Annotated in this window: 18 protein-coding genes, 1 other RNA gene and 2 pseudogenes; 16 read left to right on the top strand and 5 right to left on the bottom strand. The window is 70.9% G+C overall.

Annotated features, from left to right (window positions below; all coding sequences use genetic code 11):
• Positions 1–283: 283 nt before the first annotated feature.
• From ACFY9I_RS18150 to ACFY9I_RS18160, 3 genes are all read left to right on the top strand, one after another.
• Entirely contained in the window at positions 284–1,144 is an 861-nt protein-coding gene (locus tag ACFY9I_RS18150) for a MaoC/PaaZ C-terminal domain-containing protein (RefSeq protein WP_391002667.1), read from the top strand.
• Between the two features lie 74 nt (positions 1,145–1,218).
• A complete protein-coding gene (locus ACFY9I_RS18155) occupies positions 1,219–2,295 on the top strand; it encodes an alcohol dehydrogenase catalytic domain-containing protein (protein ID WP_391002668.1) in 1,077 nt (358 codons plus the stop codon).
• A gap of 118 nt (positions 2,296–2,413) precedes the next feature.
• Entirely contained in the window at positions 2,414–3,433 is a 1,020-nt protein-coding gene (locus ACFY9I_RS18160) for a 3-oxoacyl-ACP reductase (protein ID WP_391002670.1), read from the top strand.
• 153 nt (positions 3,434–3,586) lie between these two features.
• Here ACFY9I_RS18160 and ACFY9I_RS18165 read toward each other — a convergent pair whose 3' ends face one another.
• Complete coding sequence (locus ACFY9I_RS18165; protein ID WP_391002672.1) at positions 3,587–3,751, bottom strand: hypothetical protein; 165 nt, start codon at positions 3,749–3,751, stop codon at positions 3,587–3,589.
• Positions 3,752–3,882: 131 nt separating this feature from the next.
• Positions 3,883–5,427, bottom strand: coding sequence for a hypothetical protein (locus tag ACFY9I_RS18170; RefSeq protein ID WP_391002674.1), 1,545 nt, complete (start codon positions 5,425–5,427; stop codon positions 3,883–3,885).
• A 296-nt stretch (positions 5,428–5,723) separates the two neighbouring features.
• Here ACFY9I_RS18170 and ACFY9I_RS18175 point away from each other — a divergent pair, with 296 nt between their 5' ends.
• Genes ACFY9I_RS18175 through ACFY9I_RS18185 form a run of 3 tightly spaced genes read left to right on the top strand, consistent with a single transcriptional unit; the run spans position 5,724 to position 8,955 of the window.
• Entirely contained in the window at positions 5,724–6,599 is an 876-nt protein-coding gene (locus tag ACFY9I_RS18175) for a Nif3-like dinuclear metal center hexameric protein (protein ID WP_391002676.1), read from the top strand.
• Complete coding sequence (locus tag ACFY9I_RS18180; protein WP_391002726.1) at positions 6,596–7,339, top strand: C4-type zinc ribbon domain-containing protein; 744 nt, start codon at positions 6,596–6,598, stop codon at positions 7,337–7,339. The genes ACFY9I_RS18175 and ACFY9I_RS18180 overlap by 4 nt, the downstream gene beginning before the upstream one ends.
• Positions 7,340–7,353: 14 nt before the next feature.
• Positions 7,354–8,955, top strand: coding sequence for a bifunctional RNase H/acid phosphatase (locus ACFY9I_RS18185; RefSeq protein WP_391002728.1), 1,602 nt, complete (start codon positions 7,354–7,356; stop codon positions 8,953–8,955).
• A 126-nt stretch (positions 8,956–9,081) separates the two neighbouring features.
• Here the strand turns inward: ACFY9I_RS18185 and yaaA are convergent, their stop codons facing one another.
• Positions 9,082–9,864 (bottom strand): peroxide stress protein YaaA, encoded by a 783-nt coding sequence (gene yaaA / locus ACFY9I_RS18190; RefSeq protein ID WP_391002678.1) that lies wholly within the window; start codon positions 9,862–9,864, stop codon positions 9,082–9,084.
• Positions 9,865–10,201: 337 nt separating this feature from the next.
• Between yaaA and ACFY9I_RS18195 the strand changes: the two genes are divergently transcribed.
• The gene (locus tag ACFY9I_RS18195; protein ID WP_391002680.1) at positions 10,202–11,740 is read left to right on the top strand and encodes an RNB domain-containing ribonuclease; all 1,539 of its coding nucleotides are present in this window, start codon (positions 10,202–10,204) and stop codon (positions 11,738–11,740) included.
• On the opposite strand, the gene ACFY9I_RS18200 is transcribed toward ACFY9I_RS18195, so the two are convergent.
• Together ACFY9I_RS18200 and ACFY9I_RS18205 are read right to left on the bottom strand one after the other, a co-directional pair.
• Positions 11,691–12,368 (bottom strand): hypothetical protein, encoded by a 678-nt coding sequence (locus ACFY9I_RS18200; RefSeq protein WP_391002682.1) that lies wholly within the window; start codon positions 12,366–12,368, stop codon positions 11,691–11,693. The two genes, ACFY9I_RS18195 and ACFY9I_RS18200, sit on opposite strands and share 50 nt — an antisense overlap.
• Entirely contained in the window at positions 12,365–13,192 is an 828-nt protein-coding gene (locus ACFY9I_RS18205) for a MerR family transcriptional regulator (protein ID WP_391002684.1), read from the bottom strand. Before ACFY9I_RS18205 ends, ACFY9I_RS18200 begins: the two co-directional genes overlap by 4 nt.
• 166 nt (positions 13,193–13,358) lie before the next feature.
• Here ACFY9I_RS18205 and ACFY9I_RS18210 point away from each other — a divergent pair.
• The 9 genes and pseudogenes from ACFY9I_RS18210 to ACFY9I_RS18250 all read left to right on the top strand — a co-directional run bounded on the left by ACFY9I_RS18210 (position 13,359) and on the right by ACFY9I_RS18250 (position 22,230).
• Positions 13,359–13,941, top strand: a pseudogene (locus ACFY9I_RS18210) (Uma2 family endonuclease).
• 78 nt (positions 13,942–14,019) lie between these two features.
• Positions 14,020–14,847, top strand: coding sequence for an AraC family ligand binding domain-containing protein (locus tag ACFY9I_RS18215; RefSeq protein WP_391002686.1), 828 nt, complete (start codon positions 14,020–14,022; stop codon positions 14,845–14,847).
• 19 nt (positions 14,848–14,866) lie between these two features.
• A pseudogene (locus ACFY9I_RS18220) lies at positions 14,867–15,694 on the top strand (DMT family transporter); the annotation flags it as partial.
• A 61-nt stretch (positions 15,695–15,755) separates the two neighbouring features.
• An RNA gene (gene rnpB / locus ACFY9I_RS18225) (RNase P RNA component class A) lies at positions 15,756–16,160 on the top strand.
• A gap of 457 nt (positions 16,161–16,617) precedes the next feature.
• Positions 16,618–17,007, top strand: a complete 390-nt coding sequence (locus tag ACFY9I_RS18230) for a DUF6507 family protein (RefSeq protein WP_391002688.1) — start codon at positions 16,618–16,620, stop codon at positions 17,005–17,007.
• Complete coding sequence (locus tag ACFY9I_RS18235) at positions 17,007–19,268, top strand: hypothetical protein (protein ID WP_391002690.1); 2,262 nt, start codon at positions 17,007–17,009, stop codon at positions 19,266–19,268. Before ACFY9I_RS18230 ends, ACFY9I_RS18235 begins: the two co-directional genes overlap by 1 nt.
• A 20-nt stretch (positions 19,269–19,288) precedes the next feature.
• Positions 19,289–19,744, top strand: a complete 456-nt coding sequence (locus tag ACFY9I_RS18240; RefSeq protein ID WP_391002692.1) for a hypothetical protein — start codon at positions 19,289–19,291, stop codon at positions 19,742–19,744.
• A 185-nt stretch (positions 19,745–19,929) separates the two neighbouring features.
• Positions 19,930–21,357: a DUF6177 family protein gene (locus ACFY9I_RS18245; RefSeq protein WP_391002693.1), complete on the top strand. Its 1,428-nt coding sequence runs from the start codon at positions 19,930–19,932 to the stop codon at positions 21,355–21,357.
• Positions 21,358–21,876: 519 nt separating this feature from the next.
• Positions 21,877–22,230, top strand: a complete 354-nt coding sequence (locus ACFY9I_RS18250; protein ID WP_391002695.1) for a hypothetical protein — start codon at positions 21,877–21,879, stop codon at positions 22,228–22,230.
• Positions 22,231–22,311 lie beyond the last annotated feature (81 nt).

The raw sequence follows: 22,311 nt of genomic DNA on the forward strand, positions 1-22,311 counted from the left end.
ACTATTCCGTTGTTTTGAGTGACTAAGGAAATCTTGACCTTCTCATGAAGAAGTGACGCGCCGTCAGGAGTCTTCACATGTGCACGAGGCTCCGCTATACAGAGGGTCGCCGGACTGGAACGCGTTCTAGATGGGCGGGGTTCCGGCCCCCCGTGACGACCTCGGTGCGGCCGCTGGTGCGGACGGTCGTACCGAGGTTCCCCAGCCGAAGCCACCCGCCCCGGACCCACCCACAGCACCCACAGCACCCACACCACTCGCCGCCCCCACGCCCAGGAGCCCCATGCCCATCGACGCAGCCAAGGCCCTCGCGGCTGAGCCCCGTTCCGCCGAGATCGTGTGGACGCGTAAGGACGTGCTGCTCTACCACCTCGGGATCGGCGCGGGCATTCCCGCGACCGACCCCGACGAGCTGCGCTACACGCTGGAGTCCCGGCTGCACGTCCTGCCGAGCTTCGCGACCGTTGCCGGGGCGGGCTCGCCGGACGTCATCGGTGGCCTGAACGCTCCCGGCGTGGACGTCGACCTCGCCAAGGTCCTGCACGGCGGCCAGCGCGTGGAGCTGCACCGGCCGATCCCGGTCGAGGGCCGGGCGACGGCGACCTCACGTGTGGCGGCGGTCTACGACAAGGGCAAGGCGGCCGTCCTGGTGATGCGGACCGAGGTCGCCGACGCCGAGGGGCCGCTGTGGGTGAACGAGGCGCAGATCTTCGTACGCGGAGAGGGCGGCTGGGGAGGCGAGCGCGGGCCGTCCACCAGGCAGGAACCGCCGGCCACCGACCCCGACAAGGAGGTCGAGCGGGTCGTCCGCGAGGACCAGGCACTGCTCTACCGTCTCTCCGGCGACTGGAACCCGCTGCACGCCGACCCGGAGTTCGCCGCGCGCGCCGGCTTCGACCGGCCGATCCTGCACGGGCTGTGCACGTACGGGATGACGTTGAAGGCCGTGGTGGACACGGTGCTCGGCGGGGACGTGGGCCGTGTCCGCTCGTACGGGACGCGCTTCGCGGGAGTCGTCTTCCCGGGCGAGACCCTCCGTATCCGGATGTGGCGGCCGGACGAACGCTCGGTGCGGGTGACGGTGAGCGCTGTGGAGCGGGACGACGCGCCGGTGCTCGCGGACACCGTCGTCGAGCACGCATGAGCAGCTCGGTACAGCCGTGACGAGCGGCTCAGGACAACCGTAGGTGGACAGGTACTCCCGGGAGGGGTCGCACCATGCGCGCAGCCGTACTGCACGAGATCGGCCAGGACAAGCTGGATGTGCTCGACGACGTCGAGGCGGTGGGATTCGGGCCGGGCAGGGTGAGGATCCGCGTGCGCGCCACGGGGCTGTGCCACTCGGACCTGTCCGCGATGGCCGGGGTGCTGCCGCAGCCCGGCCCGTTCGTCCCGGGGCACGAGGGCGCCGGCGAGATCGTCGAAGTAGGCGAAGATGTACGGGACTTGAAGCCCGGTGACCGGGTCGTCGTCTGCTGGCTCCCGGCCTGCGGAAGCTGCCCGGCCTGCAAGCGCGGCCAGACCCAGCTCTGTCTCGCCGGCTTCCTGAACGCCGGCACCCCCAACTTCAAGCGGCCCGCCGGGGACGTCTTCGGCTTCGCGGGCACCGGCACCTTCGCCGAGGAGGTCGTCGTCGACGCGGGCTGCGCCGTGCCGATACCGGACGACGTGCCCTTCGACATCGCCGCCCTCATCGGCTGCGGTGTCACCACCGGGCTCGGCGCCGCCCTCAACACCGCCGATGTGGAGGCGGGCTCGTCGGTCGCCGTCATCGGTTGCGGCGGCGTCGGCATCTCCGCGATCCAGGGCGCCCGGCTCAAGGGCGCCGCCGAGATCGTCGCCGTCGACCCGGTGGCCTCGCGGCGCGAGGCGGCGCTCAGGTTCGGTGCCACCAAGGCGGTCCCGCCGGACGGGCTGGCCGACGCCAAGCAGTCCGTCACCGGCGGCGAGGGCTTCGACTACGTCTTCGAGGTCGTCGGCCGCTCGACCACCGCTCGCACCGCCTACGAGACCACCCGGCGCGGCGGCACACTCGTGGTCGTCGGCGCGGGCGCGCTGGACGACTTCCTCCAGCTCAGCATGTTCGAGCTGTTCTTCGACGAGAAGCGGATCCTGCCCTCCATGTACGGGGGCGGGGACGTCCTGCGCTCCTACGAGCGGGCCATCGCCCTCTGGCGCGCCGGCCGCATCGACCTCGCGGGCCTGATCACCCACCGGGTGCCCCTCGCCGACATCAACGAGGCGCTGGACCAGATGCGGACCGGGGTGGCACTACGGACCTGCATCGAGATTTGACCGACGGCATCGGACTGACGGCATCGGATGACCGACGGCGTCTGGCCGACGGCATCGGACTGGTGGCGTCTGGCTGACGGCTCGGCGATCCCATCCTCTCTGCCAGAAGGGACTGACGGTGTCACTGCCCCTGGAAGGACTGTCCGCGATCGTGACCGGTGCCGGGCGCGGGCTCGGCCGGGCCGAGGCGCTGGAGCTGGCCCGGCTCGGCGCGGCCGTCGTCGTCAACGACTACGGCCGACCGGGGCGGGACGGAACCGGCGAGGCGGACACCGGGCCCGCAGAGGAGGCCGCGGCGACGATCCGCGCGGCGGGCGGCCGCGCGGTGGCGCACACCGGAGACGTGTCCGATCACCAACAGGCGCGGGAACTGGTGGAGCTGGCGGTCGCCGAGTTCGGCAAGCTGGACATCCTCGTCAACAACGCGGGGATCCTGCGCGACCGTATGGTCTTCTCCATGGCCGAGGACGAGTGGGACTCGGTCGTCCGGGTGCACCTCAAGGGTCACTTCAACACGACCCGGTTCGCCTCCGCCCACTGGCGCGCACGGGCCAAGTCGGGCGAGGACGGGCAGGTCTTCGGGCGCATCGTGAACACCTCCTCCGAGGCGTTCCTCGCCGGATCCGCGGGTCAGCCCAACTACGCCGCCGCGAAAGGCGGAATCGTCGGCCTGACCACCTCCACCGCCCTCGCGCTCGCCAAGTACGGCGTCACCGCGAACGTCATCTGCCCACGCGCCCGCACCCGGATGACCGAAAACGTCTTCGCGGGACTGCCGGGCGGGGCGGAGGGCGACGGCGCCGGCCTCGATCCCCTCGCCCCCGAACACGTGGCCCCCCTCGTCGGCTACCTGGCCTCACCCGCCGCAGCCCAGGTCAACGGTCAGCTCTTCGTCGTCCACGGCGGCATGGTCGCGATCGTCGAGCGGCCCCGTGTGCAAAGGCAGTTCGACACCAAGCAGGACGCCTTCACCTACGACGAGCTGGACGGCCTGCTCACGCCCTACTACGTCGACCGGCCGCGGGGCGAGACGTTCGCGGCGACGGAGGTGCTGGGGCTGCGGCACGGACGGGCGGAGGCGGGGGATGCGGGGGATGCGGGGGGTGCGGCGCGCCAGGTGGCGCCACCGGCCCCGTAAGGGCGCGGGGAACTGTGCGACCGGCTCACCACAGGTAACGGATCGGCCCCGCCCGTCGATGACGGGCGGGGCCGGATGCCGTGGTGGCCCACTCCGGTGTCGTGTCGAATTGACGTTTCTCCAGAGGCGACCGGGAGGGACTCGAGCCGCCGATCAGGCGGACGTCGTCGACTCCTTGTGCTCGGCCGGCTTGCGGTGACGTCCGCGAGGGGCCGTCTTCTCGGCTTCGTGGGCCGAGATCTGGCCCCGGTGCTTGCCGTGGCCTTCCGTCTCGTGGAGGTGGGCAGTGGGCGGCTGAACTGTGTGCGCGTCGCTCATTGGAAGTGTTCCCCGTCGAATGATCTTCTTATCGGCGGGTGATTTTATAGGGCGGTGGTGCGCGCCCCGAAGGCACCCGATGGCGTGTCGGCCTCGCTTCGTCCACCTCGCCCGCGCTCCGCACATCACCTTCACCCGACGGTCACCTCCTCGGGCACCCGCCCCTCCAACGGTGCCTGCTGCAACGGCACGGGCCGCGCGACGACCGGCCCGGACGGTTCCGCACCGGCGGGTTCCGCGACGACGCCCGCCCCCGCACCGGCGGATCCAGCGACAGCGGGCGCCGTACCACTCGGTCCCGCGCTGCTCGGCCCCGCTCTGCTCGGCCCCGTACCACTCGGTCCCGCGCTGCTCGGCCCCGCGCTGCTCGGCCCCGTACCGCTCGGCCCCGCGCTGCTCGGCCCCGTACCGCTCGGCCCCGCGCCGCTCGGCCCCGTACCGCTCGGCCCCGCGCCGCTCGGCCGTGTACCGCTCGGCCTCGAACCGGCCGGTTCCCCACCCACCGGCACGGACCCGGTCGCCGTCGCCGTCGCCCCGGCGTTCCTCTGCACGGCCTCCTCCTGGACGTCCTCCGCGGCCTCCACCTCTGCCCAAGGCACCCCCACCCGAGCCACCCCGCACGGCACCGCCCCGGTGGAGTACGGCAGGTGCAGCACCCCTTCCCGGCTCCACAACCCCGCCCCCGTCAACCACCCCTCGGGAGCGGGCAGATGGAGGACGCGTCGTGCGGCCGGTCGCCAGACACCGACCCAACTGCCCCGCACGCCGTCCACGCGCAGCGCGACCCCGCAGCTCTCGGGGGTCAGGATCAGACCCGGCTGGATGGCGAAGGGGGTGACGCGATGGCCGTCGGGAACCCGAAGGCACTCCGGGAAACGGATCGGAAGCGTGCTCCCGAGCACACCCCAGCCGAGCCGCTCGTGGCCGGGTGAGGGCGCGTCGGAGCGGATCAGCAGCAGCCCGCTGTCGGGGTCGGCGAGCAGCAGCCGGTCGTTGCTGTCGTCCGCGATCTGCAGCAGCGGGGAGACCGCGCCACCCTGCTCCAGATCCACCACCACCGACTTCGTCCGGCCGTCCAACTCCTGGTCCAGGGCGAGCAGCCGCCCCGTCCCGTCCAGCCAGACGCCGCCCGAGCACCGCCCCGGCACCTGCGCCAGCAGCTCCGGCCCGAACGCCCCGCCCGCCACCAGCCACACCGTCGTGGCGCTCCGGCCCAGGGCCAGGGCGTACGCACGCTCCCCGCACGGCGCGGGCGGCAGCAACCGCAACTCGGCCGCCGGGTCGGCGCACTCGACCGCGCCGAGCTGCAGTTCACCCGTGGCGGGACCCGTCGGGTAGAGGAGCGAGAACAGGTGCCGGTCGGCCGCCAGCCGGTGGATGAGGACCCGACCGTCGGCCATGGGGAGCACCTCCGTGCCGGGTTCCTCCGGCTGGTTGCCGGGCAGAGGCACGGCGTACGGCTCGGGGCCGTCCAGGGTCCAGCGCTCGGGGAACCAGCACTCACCGTCGAGCGCGAGCCGGGCGGCGTACGACCCGTCGGCGGTGATCACACAGCCGGGCCGTGGCGGGGGCCCTCCGCTCGCTCCTCTGCCCGCGCCGGCGTCCTTCCCGTCGTCCTCCTGTTCCGTCCCGTTCCCGTGGCCCGTCGTGGGTGAGGGGGGTGTACAGGCCGTCATCGTTCGATCACCTCCGGCGACGAAGCTAGTTTTCGTACGCACAGACGGGGGACGACACGCACCCCCTTCACACATAAGGGTGTTCGTCCTCCGATTCGTCTGAGGGAACGCCGACGGATGTGCTGGTCGATGGATGGCCCGGTCGTCGGCTGGTCGTCATCCGGCCGTTATCCGGCCGTCGGCTGGTCGGTCGTCCGGTCGCGGGCTGGTCGTGCGCTGGTCGTGCGCTGGTCGTGGGCTGGTCAAGTGGCCCGGGGCAGGTCGGGGACAGGAGGAGTGCGGGTAGCCTTCTGTGCGTGCCCCGTCTGTCTGAAGTCATCGCCGCGCTCGACGCCCTCTGGCCGCCCGAGAGGGCCGAGGGGTGGGACGCGGTCGGCACGGTCTGCGGAGACCCCGAACAGGAGGTCACGCGGGTCCTGTTCGCCGTGGATCCGGTCCGGGAGATCGTCGAGGAAGCGGTGAAGCTGGGCGCCGACCTGCTGGTCACCCATCACCCGCTCTATCTGCGCGGTACGACGACCGTGGCGGCCTCCACCTTCAAGGGCCGCGTGGTGCACACCCTCATCAAGAACGACATCGCGCTGCACGTCGCCCACACCAACGCCGACACCGCCGACCCCGGGGTCAGCGACGCCCTCGCCGGCGCGCTGGACCTGCGCGTCGTACGCCCTCTCGTGCCGGACCCCGCCGACCCCGCCGGGCGGCGCGGTCTCGGCCGGGTCTGCGAGCTGGACCACCCGCTGACGGTGCGGGAGCTGGCCGAGCGGGCCGCCGAGCGGCTGCCCGCCACCGCGCAGGGCATCCGGGTCGCCGGCGACCCCGAGGCGCTCGTCCGCATGGTCGCCGTCAGCGGCGGCTCCGGCGACAGCCTCTTCGACGACGTACGCGCGGCCGGTGTCGACGCCTTCCTCACCGCGGACCTGCGCCACCACCCGGCCTCCGAGGCCGTGGCCCGCACCACGGAAGGCACCCACACACCTCTCGCGCTGCTCGACGCGGCGCACTGGGCCACCGAGTGGCCCTGGTGCGAGCTGGCCGCAGCCCAGCTCGACGAGATCTCCGACCGGGAGGGATGGGGACTGCGCGTCCACGTCTCCAAGACGGTCACCGACCCCTGGACCGCCCACGCGGCGTCCACCACCCCTTCTACCGACCTGGGAGCCCCCAACTGAACGCCGCGCCCGCCGACCAGATCCGCCTCCTCGACGTCCAGGCCCTGGACGTACGACTGCAGCAACTCGCGCACAAGCGGAGGTCGCTGCCCGAGCACGCCGAGATCGAGTCGCTGACGAAGGACCACACCCAACTGCGCGATCTGCTCGTGGCCGCGCAGACCGAGGAGAGCGACACCGCCCGCGAGCAGACCAAGGCCGAGCAGGACGTGGACCAGGTACGGCAGCGCGCCGTCCGCGACCAGCAGCGCCTGGACTCCGGCGCGATCACCTCCCCGAAGGACCTGGAGAACCTCCAGCGCGAGATCGCCTCCCTCGCCAAGCGGCAGGGTGACCTGGAGGACATCGTGCTGGAGGTCATGGAGCGCCGGGAGTCCGTGCAGGAGCGGGTCGCCGAGCTGACCGAGCGGGTCGGCGCGGTCCAGGGCAAGGTCGACGACGCGACCGCCCGCCGGGACGCCGCGTTCGAGGAGATCGACGGCGAGGTGGCGACGGTGACCAAGGAGCGGGAGGTCATCGCGGCGGCGATCCCCGAGGACCTCCTCAAGCTCTACGACAAGCTGCGCGACCAGCAGGGCGGCATCGGCGCGGCCAAGCTGTACCAGCGCACCTGCCAGGGCTGCCGCCAGGAGCTGTCGATCACCGACATCAACGAGATCCGCAAGGCCGCCGCCGACACGGTCGTCCGCTGCGAGAACTGCCGCCGCATCCTGGTGCGCACGGCGGAGTCGGGTCTGTAGGAGAGGGCCGCGTGGTGCGGGAGTTCATCGTCGAGGCCGACGGCGGTTCCCGGGGCAACCCGGGGCCCGCGGGCTACGGCTCCGTCGTCCTCGACGCGGCGACGGGCGAGACGTTGGTGGAGGCCGCCGAGTACATCGGGGTCGCCACGAACAACGTCGCCGAGTACCGGGGGCTCATCACGGGCCTCAAATCGGCGTACGACCTGGACCCCGCGGCCTCCGTCCGCGTCCGCATGGACTCCAAGCTCGTCGTCGAGCAGATGTCGGGCCGCTGGAAGATCAAACACCCCGACATGAAGCCGCTGGCCGCCGAGGCCGCCCGTGTCTTCCCACCCAGCCAGGTCACCTACGAGTGGATCCCACGAGAGCAGAACAAACACGCCGACCGCCTCGCCAACGAGGCGATGGACGCGGGCAAGCGGGGGGAGCGGTGGTCGGCCGCCGCGTCCACGGCCGACCTGGACACACGTCGCGCGGCGAAAGCCACCGCCCCTGCCGCGCCCGAGCCGTCGGGGCCACCGGGGGATGCGGCGGCCGGGGCGGCGAAGGCTCGGGCGGCACTGGCGGGGGGTCCGGCGCTTCGGGCGACGGGGGCGGGGGCCGACGAGGCGAGGGGGGAGGCCGCGGGCTCGGTGGGAACGGGAGCGTCGGGCTCGGCGGGCGCCACCGAGGAGGCGGCTGTTCCTGCCCTTCCGGGCTCCTCCGGTGGCTCGGGCACGTCAACCGGGGGGCCCGTCGCCGCGCCGACACGCTCGGCCTCTGAGCCTGCGCCTGCCCCTGCCTCTGCGCCTGCCTCTGCCTCTGCGCCTGCCCCCACGGCCTCTGCCCCCACGGCCTCTGCCCCCACAGCCCCCGCCCCCACGGCCCCCACCGCCTCCGCCCCGACCGTCCCCGGCGGCAGTCGGTCCGGCGAAGTCGCCGCCAGAACCGCCGCCAGAACCGCCGCCGACCTCCGCGCCGCCAGGAACGTCGCCTCCACCGCCCCCGATCTCGGCACCCCCGCCACCTTCGTGCTGCTGCGGCACGGCGAGACCCCGCTCACCCCGCAGAAGCGGTTCTCGGGGAGCGGAGGGGCGGATCCCTCCCTCTCCGAGGTCGGCCGGTACCAGGCGGAACGGGTCGCCGGTGCGCTGGCGGCTCGGGGGACGATCCAGGAGATCGTGTCGTCGCCGCTGGCGCGGTGCCGTGAGACGGCGGGGATCGTCGCGGCGCGGCTCGGCCTCCCCGTGGCCGTCGAGGACGGGCTGCGGGAGACGGACTTCGGCGCCTGGGAGGGGATGAGCTTCGGCGAGGTGCGGGAGCGGTATCCGGACGACATGAACGCCTGGCTGGCCTCCCCGGACGCCGAACCCACCGGGGGCGGGGAGAGTTTCGCGGCCGTGGCCCACCGGGTCGCCGCCACCCGGGACAGGCTGGTAGCCGCCCACAGGGGCCGCACCGTCCTGCTCGTCACCCACGTGACGCCGATCAAGACCCTCGTACGCCTGGCCCTCGGCGCACCCCCGGAGTCCCTGTTCCGCATGGAACTGTCGGCCGCCTCCCTGACGGCCCTGGCCTACTACGCCGACGGCAACGCCACCCTCCGCCTCCTCAACGACACCTCACACCTGCGCTGAACGGCGCTCGCGGAGGCCCGTCGCCCCCGCCCGTCGCCCGTCGCCCGTCGCCCGTCGCCCGCGCCGGGAAGAACTTCGGCTCCAGCACCCCGCTTGCTGCGATGCGCGGGGTCGCGCGCGTTCGACTCAGTGAACCTCGGTCACCAGCACATCCAGCGTCCACGCCTTCCCGGCGCCCGCCGGAGGCTCCACCTCCACCACGTACCCGAGGTCCCGCAGTGCCTCCACCAGCTCCGCCGGGCCCTTGGGCGCGATCCCCGCCGACAGCAGGCTCCGTACGATGCGGCCCTTGGTCGCCTTGTTGAAGTGGCTGACGACCTTCCGGGTCGGTGCGTGCAACACCCGTACGGTCGCGGTCCGCCCGGCCACCTCGCCCTTCGGCTTCCACGCGGCCGTGTACGCCGAGGAGCGCAGGTCGAGGACCAGGCCGTCACCGGCTGCCTCGGGGAGCGCCGACGCCATCGGCGTACGCCAGTACGTGCCGAGCGCGCCGATGCCGGGCAGCTTCACCCCCATCGAGCACCGGTAGGAGGGAATCCGGTCCGTCACCCGCACCGCACCCCACAGGCCCGAGAACACCAGCAGGGTGCGCGCGGCACGCTGCTTCGCGGCGGTCTCCAGGGTGGCCAGGTCGAGCGCGTCGTACAGCACGCCCGTGTAGACCTGCCCGGCCGGCCGTGTGCCCGCCGTCAGCAGCTCCGCGTTCTTGGCGACCTCCCCGCGCAGCCCCTCACTCAGCCCGAGCACCTCACGCGCCTTGCCCTCGTCCCCGGCGCACAACTCGACCAACTCACCGATCACGGCTTCCCGCGCCCCGTTCAGCGCCGGCAACGAAAGCCCCTCCAACTTCAGCGGAGCCCCACCCGCGGAGGGGGCCTTGCCTTCGGACGGGGGCAGCAGGACGAGCACGGGGACTCCTTCTGTAGGGCTCCGCGCCAGGGTACGGGGTGGGAGGGAGGGCCTCCGCAACACGGGATGCGGTGCTGCCGGGCGGGGCCAGCGGCGCAAGCCGGTGCGCCGTACCGGCCACTTCGCCCCCCACCTCGGGGTGACCCGGTGCTCCGCTCCCACGTCGGTGTACCGTCCCGGTGCTTTGGCCCACCACGTCGGTGTACCGTCCCGGTGCTTCGGCCCACCACGTCGGTGTGCCGTCCCGGTGCTTTGGCCCACCACGTCGGTGTGCCGTCCAGCGCGCTTCGGCCGACGCCGGGGTGCCATCGTGCCCGCCCCGCCCTACGCTCGACCCATGCCCCGCCGCCATCTCCGCGTCACGGGCGCCGCCGAGGCCCCCTTGCGGGCGGCCCTGCGCGCGCTGCGCGGGGAGCTCGGTGTGCCCGACGCCTTCCCGTCGCAGGTCCTCGTCGAGGCGGAACACGCCGCGCGGTCACCGCGCCTGCCGTCGTACGACGCCACGGACATCCCCCTCCTGACCATCGACCCTCCCGCCTCCACCGACCTCGACCAGGCCATGCACCTCTCCCGGCGCCAGGGCAACGGCGGCTACCGCGTCCGCTACGCCATCGCCGACGTCGCCGCCTTCGTCACCCCCGGCAGCGCACTCGACACCGAGGCCCACCGCCGGGTGACGACCCTGTACTTCCCCGACGGCAAGGTCCCCCTGCACCCCACCCCCCTCTCCGAGGGCGCCGCCAGCCTCCTCCCGGACCACACCTGCCCGGCGGTGCTGTGGACGCTGGACCTCGACGCGGACGGCCGTACCGAGACCATCGACGTCCGCCGCGCCCTCGTACGCAGTTGCGCCAAGCTGAACCACGCCGGTGTACAGAAGGAGGTCGACGCGGGCACCGCCGAAGAACCACTCGCCCTGCTGAAGGAGATCGGGGAGCTGCGCGAGCGCCTGGAAGTCGAACGCGGCGGCATCTCCCTCAACCTCCCCGAGCAGGAGATCGTCGAGCACCTCGGCCCCGGCGGCACCAGCCGCCCCGGTGGCCCCGGCGGCGGCAGCGACAAGGGCGACGGCAGCGACAAGGGCGACGGCAGCGACGGCGATGCGCGCTACGAGTTGGTGTACCGCGCCCCACTCCCCGCCGAGGCCTGGAACGCCCAGATCTCCCTCCTCACCGGCATGGCCGCGGCCGACCTGATGCTGACCCACGGCACCGGCGTCCTGCGCACACTCCCCGCCGCACCGGACGGCGCCGTCGGCCGACTCCGCCGTACCGCCAAGGCCCTGCACATCGACTGGCCGCACCACGTCTCGTACGCGCGGCTCGTCCGCTCCCTCGACCCACGCGAACCCCACCACGCCGCCTTCCTCCTGGAGTGCACGACCTTGCTCCGCGGCGCCCACTACACGGTCTTCCGCGACGGCGACCTCCCCGACATCACCACCCACTCCGCCGTCGCCGCCCCCTACGCCCACTGCACCGCCCCGCTCCGCCGCCTCGTCGACCGCTACACCACCGAGATCTGCCTCGCGGCCGCCACCGGCGCACCCACCCCCGACTGGGTCCTCGCCGCCTTCGACACCCTCCCCGACGAGATGGCCGCCGGCACCCGGCGGGCCGGACGCGCGGAGCGCGAGTGCGTCGACATCGTCGAGGCGGCACTGCTCAAGGACCGGGTGGGCGAGGTCTTCGAGGGGTATGTGGTGGATGTGGAGGAGGACCAACCAGCCGTCGGCACCGTGCAGTTGGCGTCCCCGGCGGTCATCGGCCGCGTACGGGCGACCGCCGGCGAACGGCTGCCGCTGGGGGAGCGGCTGCGGGTACGCCTCACCCAAGCTCAGCCGGGAGAGGCGAAAGTGCGATTCGTCCCTGCGTGACCCCCTGTGCCTCCCGTACCTCTCCCCTGTCACGTATGTCGCGCACGAGTTGATCGGACTCGTCCGCGTGGAAGCGCACCAGCCGTACCGCGCGACGACCGCCGAAGAACGTCGAGTACGCGACGGGCTCGGTCAGTTCGACGGTGATCGTCGTCTGTGAGCCGACCGCCAGGTCCAGCTCACCCTCCCGCTTCTCGTGGGTCGTCCGCAGCTCACGGCGGACCGACGCGACGGCGCCGAGCGGGACGCACAGATCCACCGTGGCGAAGCGACGCACCCGCAGGGCGGTGTCGGTGAGGACATGCGGACGGGTGACGGAGGCCGCGTGGAGCCCGGCGACGATGAGGACCGTATAGAGGTCGAGGACGAGGACGACCTGGTGCACCATCGGGAAATCGTGCAGCAGGACGGACATGGTCACGGTCTCCACGACGCACACGAACCCGAAGCCGAACATCACGGCCCCCTGCCCGCGCGCGTACCCGTACGCCCGCCCTTCTCCCCCGACCCCGTGCGGCCGCCGCGCGACCCAGCGCAACAAGCAGGTCAGCAGCAGGAGTTCATGCCGCACGAGGGAGCGGCCGATCCGGTACGCGCTCCTCAGCGTCCCTACGCTCATCTTCCTCATCGGCGATCCTCCATCAGTATCCGGAGCGTGCGGCGGATGGCCTCCGCCTGGGCGGGCGCGAGGTCGGCGTAGAGGGCCCGCAGGAAGCTGCCGCCATTACCGCCCTTACCGCCATAACCGCTGTTACCGCCATTACCGCCCTTACCGCTGTTACGGCCGTCGGCGAGGTCGGCGTCCTGCGGGACCATCTCCGGCGGGATCAGGCCGGCCAGCAGCTCGGCCGCCTCCGTCACCCGCGGGTCGTCGGGCTCGGCGTCGGCGAGCGCGTCGAGCAGCGCGTACGCCTCGTGCGCCCGCTCCACCGCACCGGGAGCCGCCATCATGGCCTCCAGTCCGGCCAGCATCTCCGCCCGCGCCTCGGGCGTCGCGGTCGTCTCCAGGAGCGCGAACACCTCCCGGTCCTTGACGGCCATCGGCGACTGGGCCGACATAGACCCGAACTGCCCGAAGAGATCGGCGAGTTCGGGCGAGACGGGCCCCTCTGCCGGAAGCCGCCCCTCCCTCGCCTCGGCCATCAGGACGCGCAACCGGGCCCGTCGCTCCCTGATCTCTTCCTCCTGCCGGGCCAGATCCTCGTCCAACTCCCCGAACACCTCGACGAGTTCACGCCCCGCGTCGTCCGCGAGCACGTCCCGCACCTCGGCGAGCCCGAGCCCCAGCTCGGTCAGCCGCCGGATCCGCGCGAGCACGACCGCGTGCCGCAACGTGTAGTCCCGGTATCCGTTCGGCCGCCGTTCCGGCTCCGGCAGCAGCCCGAGGTGGTGGTAGTGCCGCACGGCACGCGGCGTGACACCGACGGCCGCGGCGAGTTCTCCGATCCGCATACGGCCAGTAGAAACGTTGACGCTGCGGCAGGGTCAAGGGCTGGGCCCGGCGACTGACCGTGACCGGGATCATGTGCCACGATCGAGGGAACGGTTCCCGATCTCATGGCCAGGTGATCAGCCGATGTCCGAGTCTGGCGAGCGACCGAAGAAGGAGGGACGTGACATGACTGCCATGGCCCACGAGCCGCTCACGTGACGACGTCCTGCTGGAGGGCTTCCTCGCTCTGGACACCCCGGAGGGTTTCCGGGCGGAGCTGATCGAGGGGGAGATCGTTGTGACACCGCCGCCGGACGGGGATCACGAGGATCACATCAATGTGATCATGAAGCAGGTGATCAGGAGCGCTCCCGGACCGATATGGATTTCAGCGGGAACAAGGGGCTGAAGCTCGGGAAGGCGGAGGGCTGCCCGAAGGATCACGTGATCCCTGACGGACGGCACCTTCGCACCCCAGGTACTGCGCCTCTACCGGGGGGCCGACCCCTGGATGCCCTGCCAGGGCGTCGCCATGGTGCTGGAGGTGACCTCCACCCGGCCCAAGGCCGACCGCGAGGTCAAGCGCCGCTGCTATGCCCGCGGTGGTATCCCGTTCTACCTGCTCATCGACCGTGACACCTCCGAGGTGACACTCCTCAGCGATCCCCGAGACGACGACCACCGCCAACGCTGTACCGTCCCCTTCGCCAAGCCGCTCACCCTGCCCGCCCCCTTCGCCTTCGACCTGGAGACCTCGGACTTCCTCTGACCCCCCACCCGCCCGGCCGGGCGTAGCCTGAGGGTCCGGTGGGGACGAGGCGGAGCAGCTCGTTGATGGGAGGCAGAGGTGAACGGAGGACGCGGCGAGACACACTGGACCCGCACCGCCCTCGGCCGCCCCGACCGTCCCCTCGACCTCCTGACCGCCCGTTTCGACAGCCACCGCTACGCCCCGCACACCCACGAGGAATTCAGCATCGGCATCTGCGTCCGGGGCGCCTCGTGCATCGACTACCGGGGCGGCGCCCTCACGGTGGGGGAGGGCTCGATCGTCGTCCTGGCCCCCGGCGAGGTCCACACGGGCGAGTCGGCATTCGGCACCTACGCCTACCGCGCCCTCTACCCGGTCCCCACCCTCCTCACCGACGGCATCCTCGGCGGCACCCCGCACTTCCGCGACCCCCTCCTCCACGACCCCGAACTCGCCGCCGCCCTGCGCACCGCCCACACCGAGCTGAGCACCTGCCCCGACCCCCTGGAGGCTGAGTCCCGCCTCCCCTGGCTGCTCACGGCCCTGGCCCGCCGCCACTCCACGTCCCGCGCGAGCGCCGACCGGGTCCCCGGCGCCGACACCATCGCCCTGGCCGTACGCGACCGCCTGGCCGACGAGCTGACAGCTCCCCCCTCCCTCGCCGACCTCGCCACCGACCTGGGCCTCTCCCGCTACCAACTCCTCCGGGCCTTCCGCACGACCATGGGCATGCCCCCGTACGCCTGGCTGGCCCAGTACCGGGTGAGCAGGGCCCGGGCCCTGCTGGACGCCGGTGGCCGCCCGGCGGACGTCGCCGGCCAGGTGGGCTTCGCCGACCAGGCCCATATGACGCGCTGGTTCCGACGGGTGCTCGGGGTGACACCGGCGGCGTACCGCAACAGCGTTCAAGACCTACGCCGCTGATCAGGCCGAGACTCACCCCATGACTGCACGCGGCTGGTTCCTCTTCTCCCTGATGGGAGTGCTCTGGGGCATCCCCTACCTCATGATCAAAGTGGCCGTGGACGAGGTCTCGCCGTCCACGGTCGTCTTCGTACGCTGCGCTCTCGGCGCGGCCCTCCTCCTCCCCTTCGCGATCCGACAGGGAGACCTGACCCGCGTGGTCCGCCGGCACTGGCGCCCGATACTCGCCTTCGCCGTGATCGAGGTCATCGGCCCCTGGTGGACCCTGACCGACGCCGAACGCCACCTCTCCAGCTCCACGGCAGGCCTCCTGATCGCGGGCGTCCCGATCGTGAGCGTGCTCCTGGCCCGCTTCTTCGGCGACACGGAACAACTGGGCGCCCGCCGCATGACGGGCCTGGCCCTGGGCCTGGGAGGCGTGGCGATCCTGACCATCCCGCACCTCACCGGCGGAAACGTCCTCTCCCTCACCGAGGTCCTGATCACGGTGATCGGCTATGCCACGGCCCCCCTGATCATGGCCCGCCACCTCAAACAGGTCCCCACCCTCCAGCTGATAGCCCCGGTCCTGCTCCTGTCGGCCCTGGTCTACGCCCCCGCGGCGGCCCTGACCCGCCCTGCCTCCCTCCCTTCCTCCTCCGCCCTGATCTCCCTCGCGGCCCTGGGCGTCATCTGCACGGCCCTCGCCTTCGTGGCCTTCCTGGAACTGATCCGCGAGGTCGGCCCGACGAGGGCGACGGTCTTCACCTACGTCAACCCGGCGGTGGCGGTGGCGGCGGGAGCGCTCTTCCTGGACGAGCGCCTGACCCCAGGGATCCTGGTGTCCTTCGCCCTGATCCTGGCGGGTTCGTTCCTGGCGACGGCATCGACCCCGTCGTCTCGCCCGGTAGCATGGTCCACACGGCAGACGAGCCGGGCGGACGGCCGCGTGGAGTCCCCCCTGAGGGGCCTTCCCGAGGAACGTCCGGGCTCCACAGGGCAGGGTGGTGGCTAACGGCCACCCGGGGTGACCCGCGGGACAGTGCCACAGAAAGCAAACCGCCGGGGACCTCGGTCCTCGGTAAGGGTGAAACGGTGGTGTAAGAGACCACCAGTGCCCAGGGTGACCTGGGCAGCTAGGTAAACCCCACCCGGAGCAAGGTCAAGAGGGGACACCCCGGTGTCCCTGCGCGGACGTTCGAGGGCTGCCCGCCCGAGTCCGCGGGTAGACCGCACGAGGCCGGCGGCAACGCCAGCCCTAGATGGATGGCCGTCTCCCCGACCGCCGCGAGGCGGTCGGGCGACAGAACCCGGCGTACAGCCCGACTCGTCTGCCGCCACCTGCGGCTTTGCCTGGGAAAGGGCCTCTGACCTGCGTCGGAGGCCCTTTTCCGATCTTTCGGGGCCTTGCCATGTTAGGCAGCGAAAAGTCCCTTGGAAGTCCCTCAGGCAGAGCTGAAAGTCCCTGAAAAGTCCCTGGAGCGGAGGGGCGCGCGAGGCCTCTGGGCTGGGCGTTTGCGACAGCAGTCCCCTCGGAGCATGACCCGATGCTGGCGAACTGCTTGGCAGCGCCTTCGGCTGAAGGGGAGCGAGCAGACGCATGGTCTCGCCCCGTGAAGTGACTGGTTCCAGCCTCTTGCCGTGGTGCGATGTTGTGTTTGCAGTGGTGCACGCGAGAGCATGTTCGATGATCGATAGGGCGTAGGTCTTGTCGGGACACCCGGTGCGGCGGCAAGAACTGGCGCTGTGCATCGGGTGGCTCTTGGCGTGTACGGGGGTTGGGAGAGCAGTGTGACGGGGTGGGACATAGACCCGGTCGGGGTGCGCGGTGTTCTGAAGACGTCGGGTACGCATGCGAAGAACCTGTCGGAGGCAGGTTCGGCGATGCAGGGGAATCTGGAAGAGGCCGCCTCGGCGGCAGGGATGATCACCAGCCAGTATGGGCCATACACGAGCACGGTGGGGGTGGTCGGCGCGGCGCTGGGTGAGTTTCTGCAGCAGTGGAGCCATGACCTGCTCTATGTCGCCGAGCGTGCGTCCAAGTCGTTGAGCGGGGCGGCGGAGGCCACCGGGCACTACGTCGAGGGTGACTTGACTCTGGCGGCCAACGCGCAGCGTGAGGCGGCCAAGGAGCCGAAGGTCGAGATGCCAGGGGTCGATTCGCCGCCAGTGGGTCAGTGATGGCGGACGAGGCGAATCTGATCGACCCGTCCGGGATACCGCAGTTCCTCGGGGATTTATCCACGCTGGGCGTCGATGTGATGCTGCTGTACGCGAACGCGGGTCAGTTCCGGGTGTCGGGCGCTGATCTGCACACCGCCTTCCAGGGTTTGTCGGCCTTCTACCGTGCTCCGGAGGCGCATGACCTGTTCTCGTCCACGCAGCCGGTGAAGGCGAAGTCGGACGCGTTCGCGGACGATCTGGAGAAGGTCGCGGGGGCGCTGGACGAGTACGGCGTCGAAGTCCGGCCGCTGGTGGAGAAGTTGGCGACGCTGAAGGCGGATGCGCGGGCTTTCGTGGACTCGGTCGTGGGGGACGACGACTGGCGCAAGGACAAGGACAAGGTCGACACCAACAACGGCCTGTGGCGTGACGTGAACTCCACGGTCGCCGCCTTCCAGGCTGCCGAACGCGCCTGCCACAACAAGATCACCGCTCTGGTTGGCGGCACCGCGCTCACCGTCGACGACGGCTCGCACGGCGAGAGCATGTACGGCTACCGCGCCGACGACCTCGATCACGCCGGGGAGACCCCGTGGGGGTCGGCGGTCGAGCAGGAGTGCGAGGGCTGGGACTGGTTCACGCACACGGCCGGGCAGGTCTGGGACGGCTTCTGGACCGACGGCGTAATGGGCACGGTCCACGGCGTGGGCACCCTGTTCGGTGCGGACGGCTCCGACGCGGCGGGCGAGGCATGGACGGGCCTGGCCAAACTCGGCACCGCGTCATTCCTGACCAGTGCCACCCTCGGTACGTGGTGGCTGGTTCCGGATGACAAGCTCCCCTCGTGGCTGCGTGATTCGCGTACAACGTACAAGCAGACCGTCAAGGGCTTCGTCGCCTGGGACACGTGGGAGAGTAATCCGGCCCGCGCGGCCGGCACGGTCAGCTTCAACGTCCTGGGCCTGTTGGGCACCGAAGGGGCGGGTGCGGCGGCAACCGGCGCCGGCCGGACCGGTGCGGCGGCCCGCGCGGTGTCGGTCGTGGGCAAGGTGGGCCGGGCCGTCGACCCGTTCACGTACGTCGGTAAGGCGGGCAAGTTCGCCTATGTCAAGGTCGGCGACGCCTTCACCGCGCTGAAGAACCTGGACACCGGGGCCCAGCTGGACTTGGCAGGCAATGGCGGCAGGTACACGCTGCCCGACCAGCCGACCCCGTTCGCCGAACGCGCCGCCTCCGTCCCCGAGCACGCCGTCGAGTACGTCGACCAGGCGGGCAAGCGCGTCTACCTGGATACCAGGACCGGCGACGTCCTCAACGCCAACGGCACCGTCCGCCAGTACGCGGACGAGGCCACGCACGAACTCTCCGCGAACGACCATACGGAGCTGAACGCGCCCGCTCACGCGGACCGCCCGCGCGAGCCGGCCGGGGTCGGCGCCCGAGCAGAACACACCACTGATGCCGCGCGTGCCGGTGAACAGGCACCGGGGCGGACAGACCGGACCGACGGCGGCCATGCAGCCGCGCGCGGCGGCGACTCCGGGAGACATTCCGGGGGAGGAGCCGCCGCCGAGCGGCCCGGAACCGGCGGCGGGACAGGAGGGCGCGGCGGCGCAGGAGCAGGGACAGGTCACGGCGACGGCACTCACGGTTCCGGGCACGATCACGGCTCGGCCGAGCGCGAGCCCGCGGATCCGCAGAAGCCGGACGACTCACCCGCCGAATTGGGTGAGGGACCGGATCAAGCGCACCGGCCCGACACGCCTGACGGTGAACCCGACTTGACTCGTCCTGAGCTCCTGCCGGGCCGGGCGGAACGTACTCTGCGCGAAATGCAGCGTATGCGGCACAGCCGGGCGCGCTACAAGGGAGCGGAGGATTTCGTCCGTCAGATGGTGGGGGGCGCGGCCGAGCGGCACTATCGCGTGTCACCCAACGAGCATCCGTACCACCCTGTGCAGACGCCAGGGGGCCGCAATGTCGACGTTCCGGTGGACATGCCGGGCGGCCGTACGCTGGCCGTCGAGGTCAAGCACTACCTGGAGTGGCGCACGATCACTCTCAAGGACGGCAGTAAAAAGTCTGTGAGGGGCGAAGTCCCCCTGAGTAAGGGGATCATCGAGCAGATCAACAAGGATCTGGCGCTACGCCGCCAGGACCCGGGGTTCGATCCCCGCTGGGTCTTCACGCACGCGCCACCGTCACAGGCCCTGCGGAACTATCTGATCCAGGCGCGCATTATCTTCGTTGAGTACGGCCCGCCCCCCAAAAAGCTCTGAAGTCGCGAAAGGCGCACCAGATGGTGAACGTGAACGAACCGAATCTAGAGGAATGGGCGGAGGAGAGGCGTCGGAACGCCATCGATATCGCGGACATGCTCGGGGTCCCTGCCGAGATCTACTCGCGTGACCCGGTGAGCGTCATTCCGGCTTTGGACGACTACGTGTCCCGCGCTCCCCTGGACGAGTTTGAGGAGTCCGACTGGGTGACCCTGCATCTGGACCTGGTGTCCTTCGTCGCCGACTTCCTGATCCAGACGTACGGCGCGCGCTGGCTCCTCGTGGACGATCCCGCAAGCCCCACCGGGTACCGCTTTGTCGTCGAGGCGACCGGGCGCGACGGGCTGATCCGCCGGGTCGATCCGATCGATGTCGTGAGGGCGGAATTCGCCAACCGCCCGCTCGAGATCACCCGCCTGCTGGCGAGCGCACAACTCACCCTGGGCCTGGCATCAGAGATCCAGAACAACGGTTGACGCTGTCCACTGTCCGCGAGTAGGAGCACCTGCGAGGCGCCGCAAGGACAGCCATCACTCGAAGTGAAACAGCCGAGCGACGCTCCTGGCTGCACTTGGACGACGGCCACTCCGCCCCCGCCCTCCGCCAGACCGCGCCCACTTGAACGTACCCGGACCACCCCGCAGCCGTCGGAGGCCCGCTCGTGACCAAAGACGTCATAGCCCTCACCCCAAAAATGCCGGACACCCGCACCCTGCTCGCCGGCCTCTTCGCCGGCGGCCCCGACCTGGGGCTGACCCCCACCGGTGACGGCGGCATCCTCCAGCTGTGCACCCGCGTCGGCCGTCCCCTGGTCTCCATCGAGGCACCACTCCTGATCCACATACCCGGCGAAGCCGAACGACTCCTCGGCAGTGACGTGTCCGCACCCCCGCCGCCGTACTGGTGGACCGAGGCCCGCGCCTCGACCGCCGTACCCGAGGCGGAACCTCTCGCCGACTCGGTGTGCGGACGCCTGACCACGCTGCTCGGCGGGACGGTGTGGCCGCGCACCGCGGGTACGACGACACGCGTGGTGGCCATACCGCAGGAGGATCCGCCCGATGACGCGCAGGACGTCGTCGCTCCGTCCGCTCCCGACGTTCCCTCGGTCGATGTCCTGACCGAGTCCACAGCGGTCGTCCTCTCCGACCGTCCCGTCCTCGCCTTCACCACCTGGCTCTCCGACGTCCTGCGCACCACGAGCGCCACAAACCGCGCCCTGCACCTGGTCACCCCACCCCAGGCCCGGCTCACTCTCCCCCTGCGCACAGCACTCAGGGGCGCCCCCAACCGGTGGGTGATCCAGAACCCGGCCGGCGGCTACTACGACGGCCTGTCCGGGGCCCCTCTCGCGTGGCAGCAGGGCACGTTCCTCCCCACCAGCACAACGGTCGCTGCCGCGTTCACCCAGCAGACCGAGCCCACCCCGGAACGCCAGCTGACCCTCACGTTCCGCACGGTCCACGCCCCCACCGCCGACCTGGTCCTCGGCCGCGGCCTGGAGACCGCCTGGCGCCACTTGACGGGCGCGGCACCGGTGGGCTGGAGCACGTCGGAGCCGGTCAACCTGCCCTGGTCACCGCGCCAGCTGACGGACCTGGCCCGAGACCGGTCACCAGTTCCGACCCACCTGGTCGCGATCGGCGATCCGAACCATCCGTCCATCGCCACACTCCGCATAGTGCGTACGAAGGCTGGCGTCACCCAGGACATCACGCTCACGCTCGGATACCCGTCCGCTGTGGACGTCCCCCTGGACGCCGTCGAATCCCTCGCCGCCGCGCTGGTCGACGAGCATGGCCTGGTGACGATGCTCACCACGCTCCGGTCGGCTCGCGCAGACCTGACTCTGACGCCGCGTCTGGAGGCCCCGCCCATCCCGGTGTCCTTCACCCTCGGCGCCCGCGACGTCAACGCCATCGGCCTCACCCACGCCCGAAGACCACCCATCGCCCTGCGCCCGCGACAACTCGGCACGCATGCGCACCCCGCCCTGCACTACGTCCTGGGTGACGGAACCGACGCCGACGGATGGACCGCGTTCCAAAATCTCACCACCCACCTCAAGGTCGCTCCTGGAGCGGGGTGAATCGGCCTGGTGAGGAATGAGTGAAGCGCGACCCGAACGCCACCCACAGTCCCAGCTCCCCGGCCATGGCGGTGGCGGACTCCGCCTCGCCACGTAGAACACGGTCCGCAACAGTGCTCTGTGCGACCGTCAAACACGATGCCCCTCTGCACCCGCGCACGATATGGCACGTGCGGGTTCACACAGTTCGGACCCAGCCACGCAACTGGCCGCGTGGTGAGGCGCGAGCGAGTCGGAAATCAGTCAAGTTTTCGAATGAACCGGTGCGGCAATCTGGATTCGAACGGGGGGTCGAATTCTTTAGCGGGGTGCTTCTCGCAAGGTGATTTCGTTCGGAGTGGATTGTCAGAGGCGTCGGTTACCTTTCGGACCATGCGTCCAAACGGGTTACCCGCGGAGGAAGTTGGGGAAGGTCAGAGTCTGTCGGAGGGGGTCGTATCCCGGTCGGTCGGTATCCCGAGGCAGGCTCTGGCATTCCGTTCGGTTCGATCAAGGAACGCCGCCAGCATCTTCGGTCCGGTGATCGGCAGCGCGGCCAGCCTCAACGTCGGCGACGAAGAGATCGAGTGTGCCAAGGCCATCTGCGAAATGCTCGCAGCCAGCGAAGATGACCAGGGCTTCCCCATTCGTGAGCTGCACGCCGTGCTGGCCCCGAGGTTCGGTCACAGCACGGTCAGATCGCGGCTCGGCCAGCTCATCGCCGCCGACTCGGTGCGCTTGGCCCGGGGCAAGCTGAACGACACACACGTGGAGCTCACCGAGGCCGGTCACGTGGGCTTGCTGCTCTTCCCCATGGTGACCGACACCCTCAACCACCAGGTGCTGATGGAAGTCCTCACCTACTTCATGAACGGTCTAGTACTCCAGCTGTAGATCTTGATCACGACTGTTGGAGGGCCTGACGTTGGTAGTGGCTGCTCCGTGCACGGGCCTGGTGTCGTCGGCGCCAGCATG

Origin of the sequence: Streptomyces sp. NPDC012510, from assembly GCF_042955065.1 — a bacterium.
Classification (GTDB): Bacteria; Actinomycetota; Actinomycetes; order Streptomycetales; family Streptomycetaceae; genus Streptomyces.

Coding starts and splice junctions, on each gene's coding strand:
- ACFY9I_RS18170 (WP_391002674.1), bottom strand. CDS start 5,427: ATGACGGCCTGTACACCCCCCTCACCCACGACGGGCCACGGGAACGGG.
- ACFY9I_RS18235 (WP_391002690.1), top strand. CDS start 17,007: ATGGCGGACGAGGCGAATCTGATCGACCCGTCCGGGATACCGCAGTTC.
- ACFY9I_RS18240 (WP_391002692.1), top strand. CDS start 19,289: ATGGTGAACGTGAACGAACCGAATCTAGAGGAATGGGCGGAGGAGAGG.
- ACFY9I_RS18205 (WP_391002684.1), bottom strand. CDS start 13,192: ATGCGGATCGGAGAACTCGCCGCGGCCGTCGGTGTCACGCCGCGTGCC.
- ACFY9I_RS18155 (WP_391002668.1), top strand. CDS start 1,219: ATGCGCGCAGCCGTACTGCACGAGATCGGCCAGGACAAGCTGGATGTG.
- ACFY9I_RS18150 (WP_391002667.1), top strand. CDS start 284: ATGCCCATCGACGCAGCCAAGGCCCTCGCGGCTGAGCCCCGTTCCGCC.
- ACFY9I_RS18195 (WP_391002680.1), top strand. CDS start 10,202: ATGCCCCGCCGCCATCTCCGCGTCACGGGCGCCGCCGAGGCCCCCTTG.
- ACFY9I_RS18165 (WP_391002672.1), bottom strand. CDS start 3,751: ATGAGCGACGCGCACACAGTTCAGCCGCCCACTGCCCACCTCCACGAG.
- ACFY9I_RS18200 (WP_391002682.1), bottom strand. CDS start 12,368: ATGAGGAAGATGAGCGTAGGGACGCTGAGGAGCGCGTACCGGATCGGC.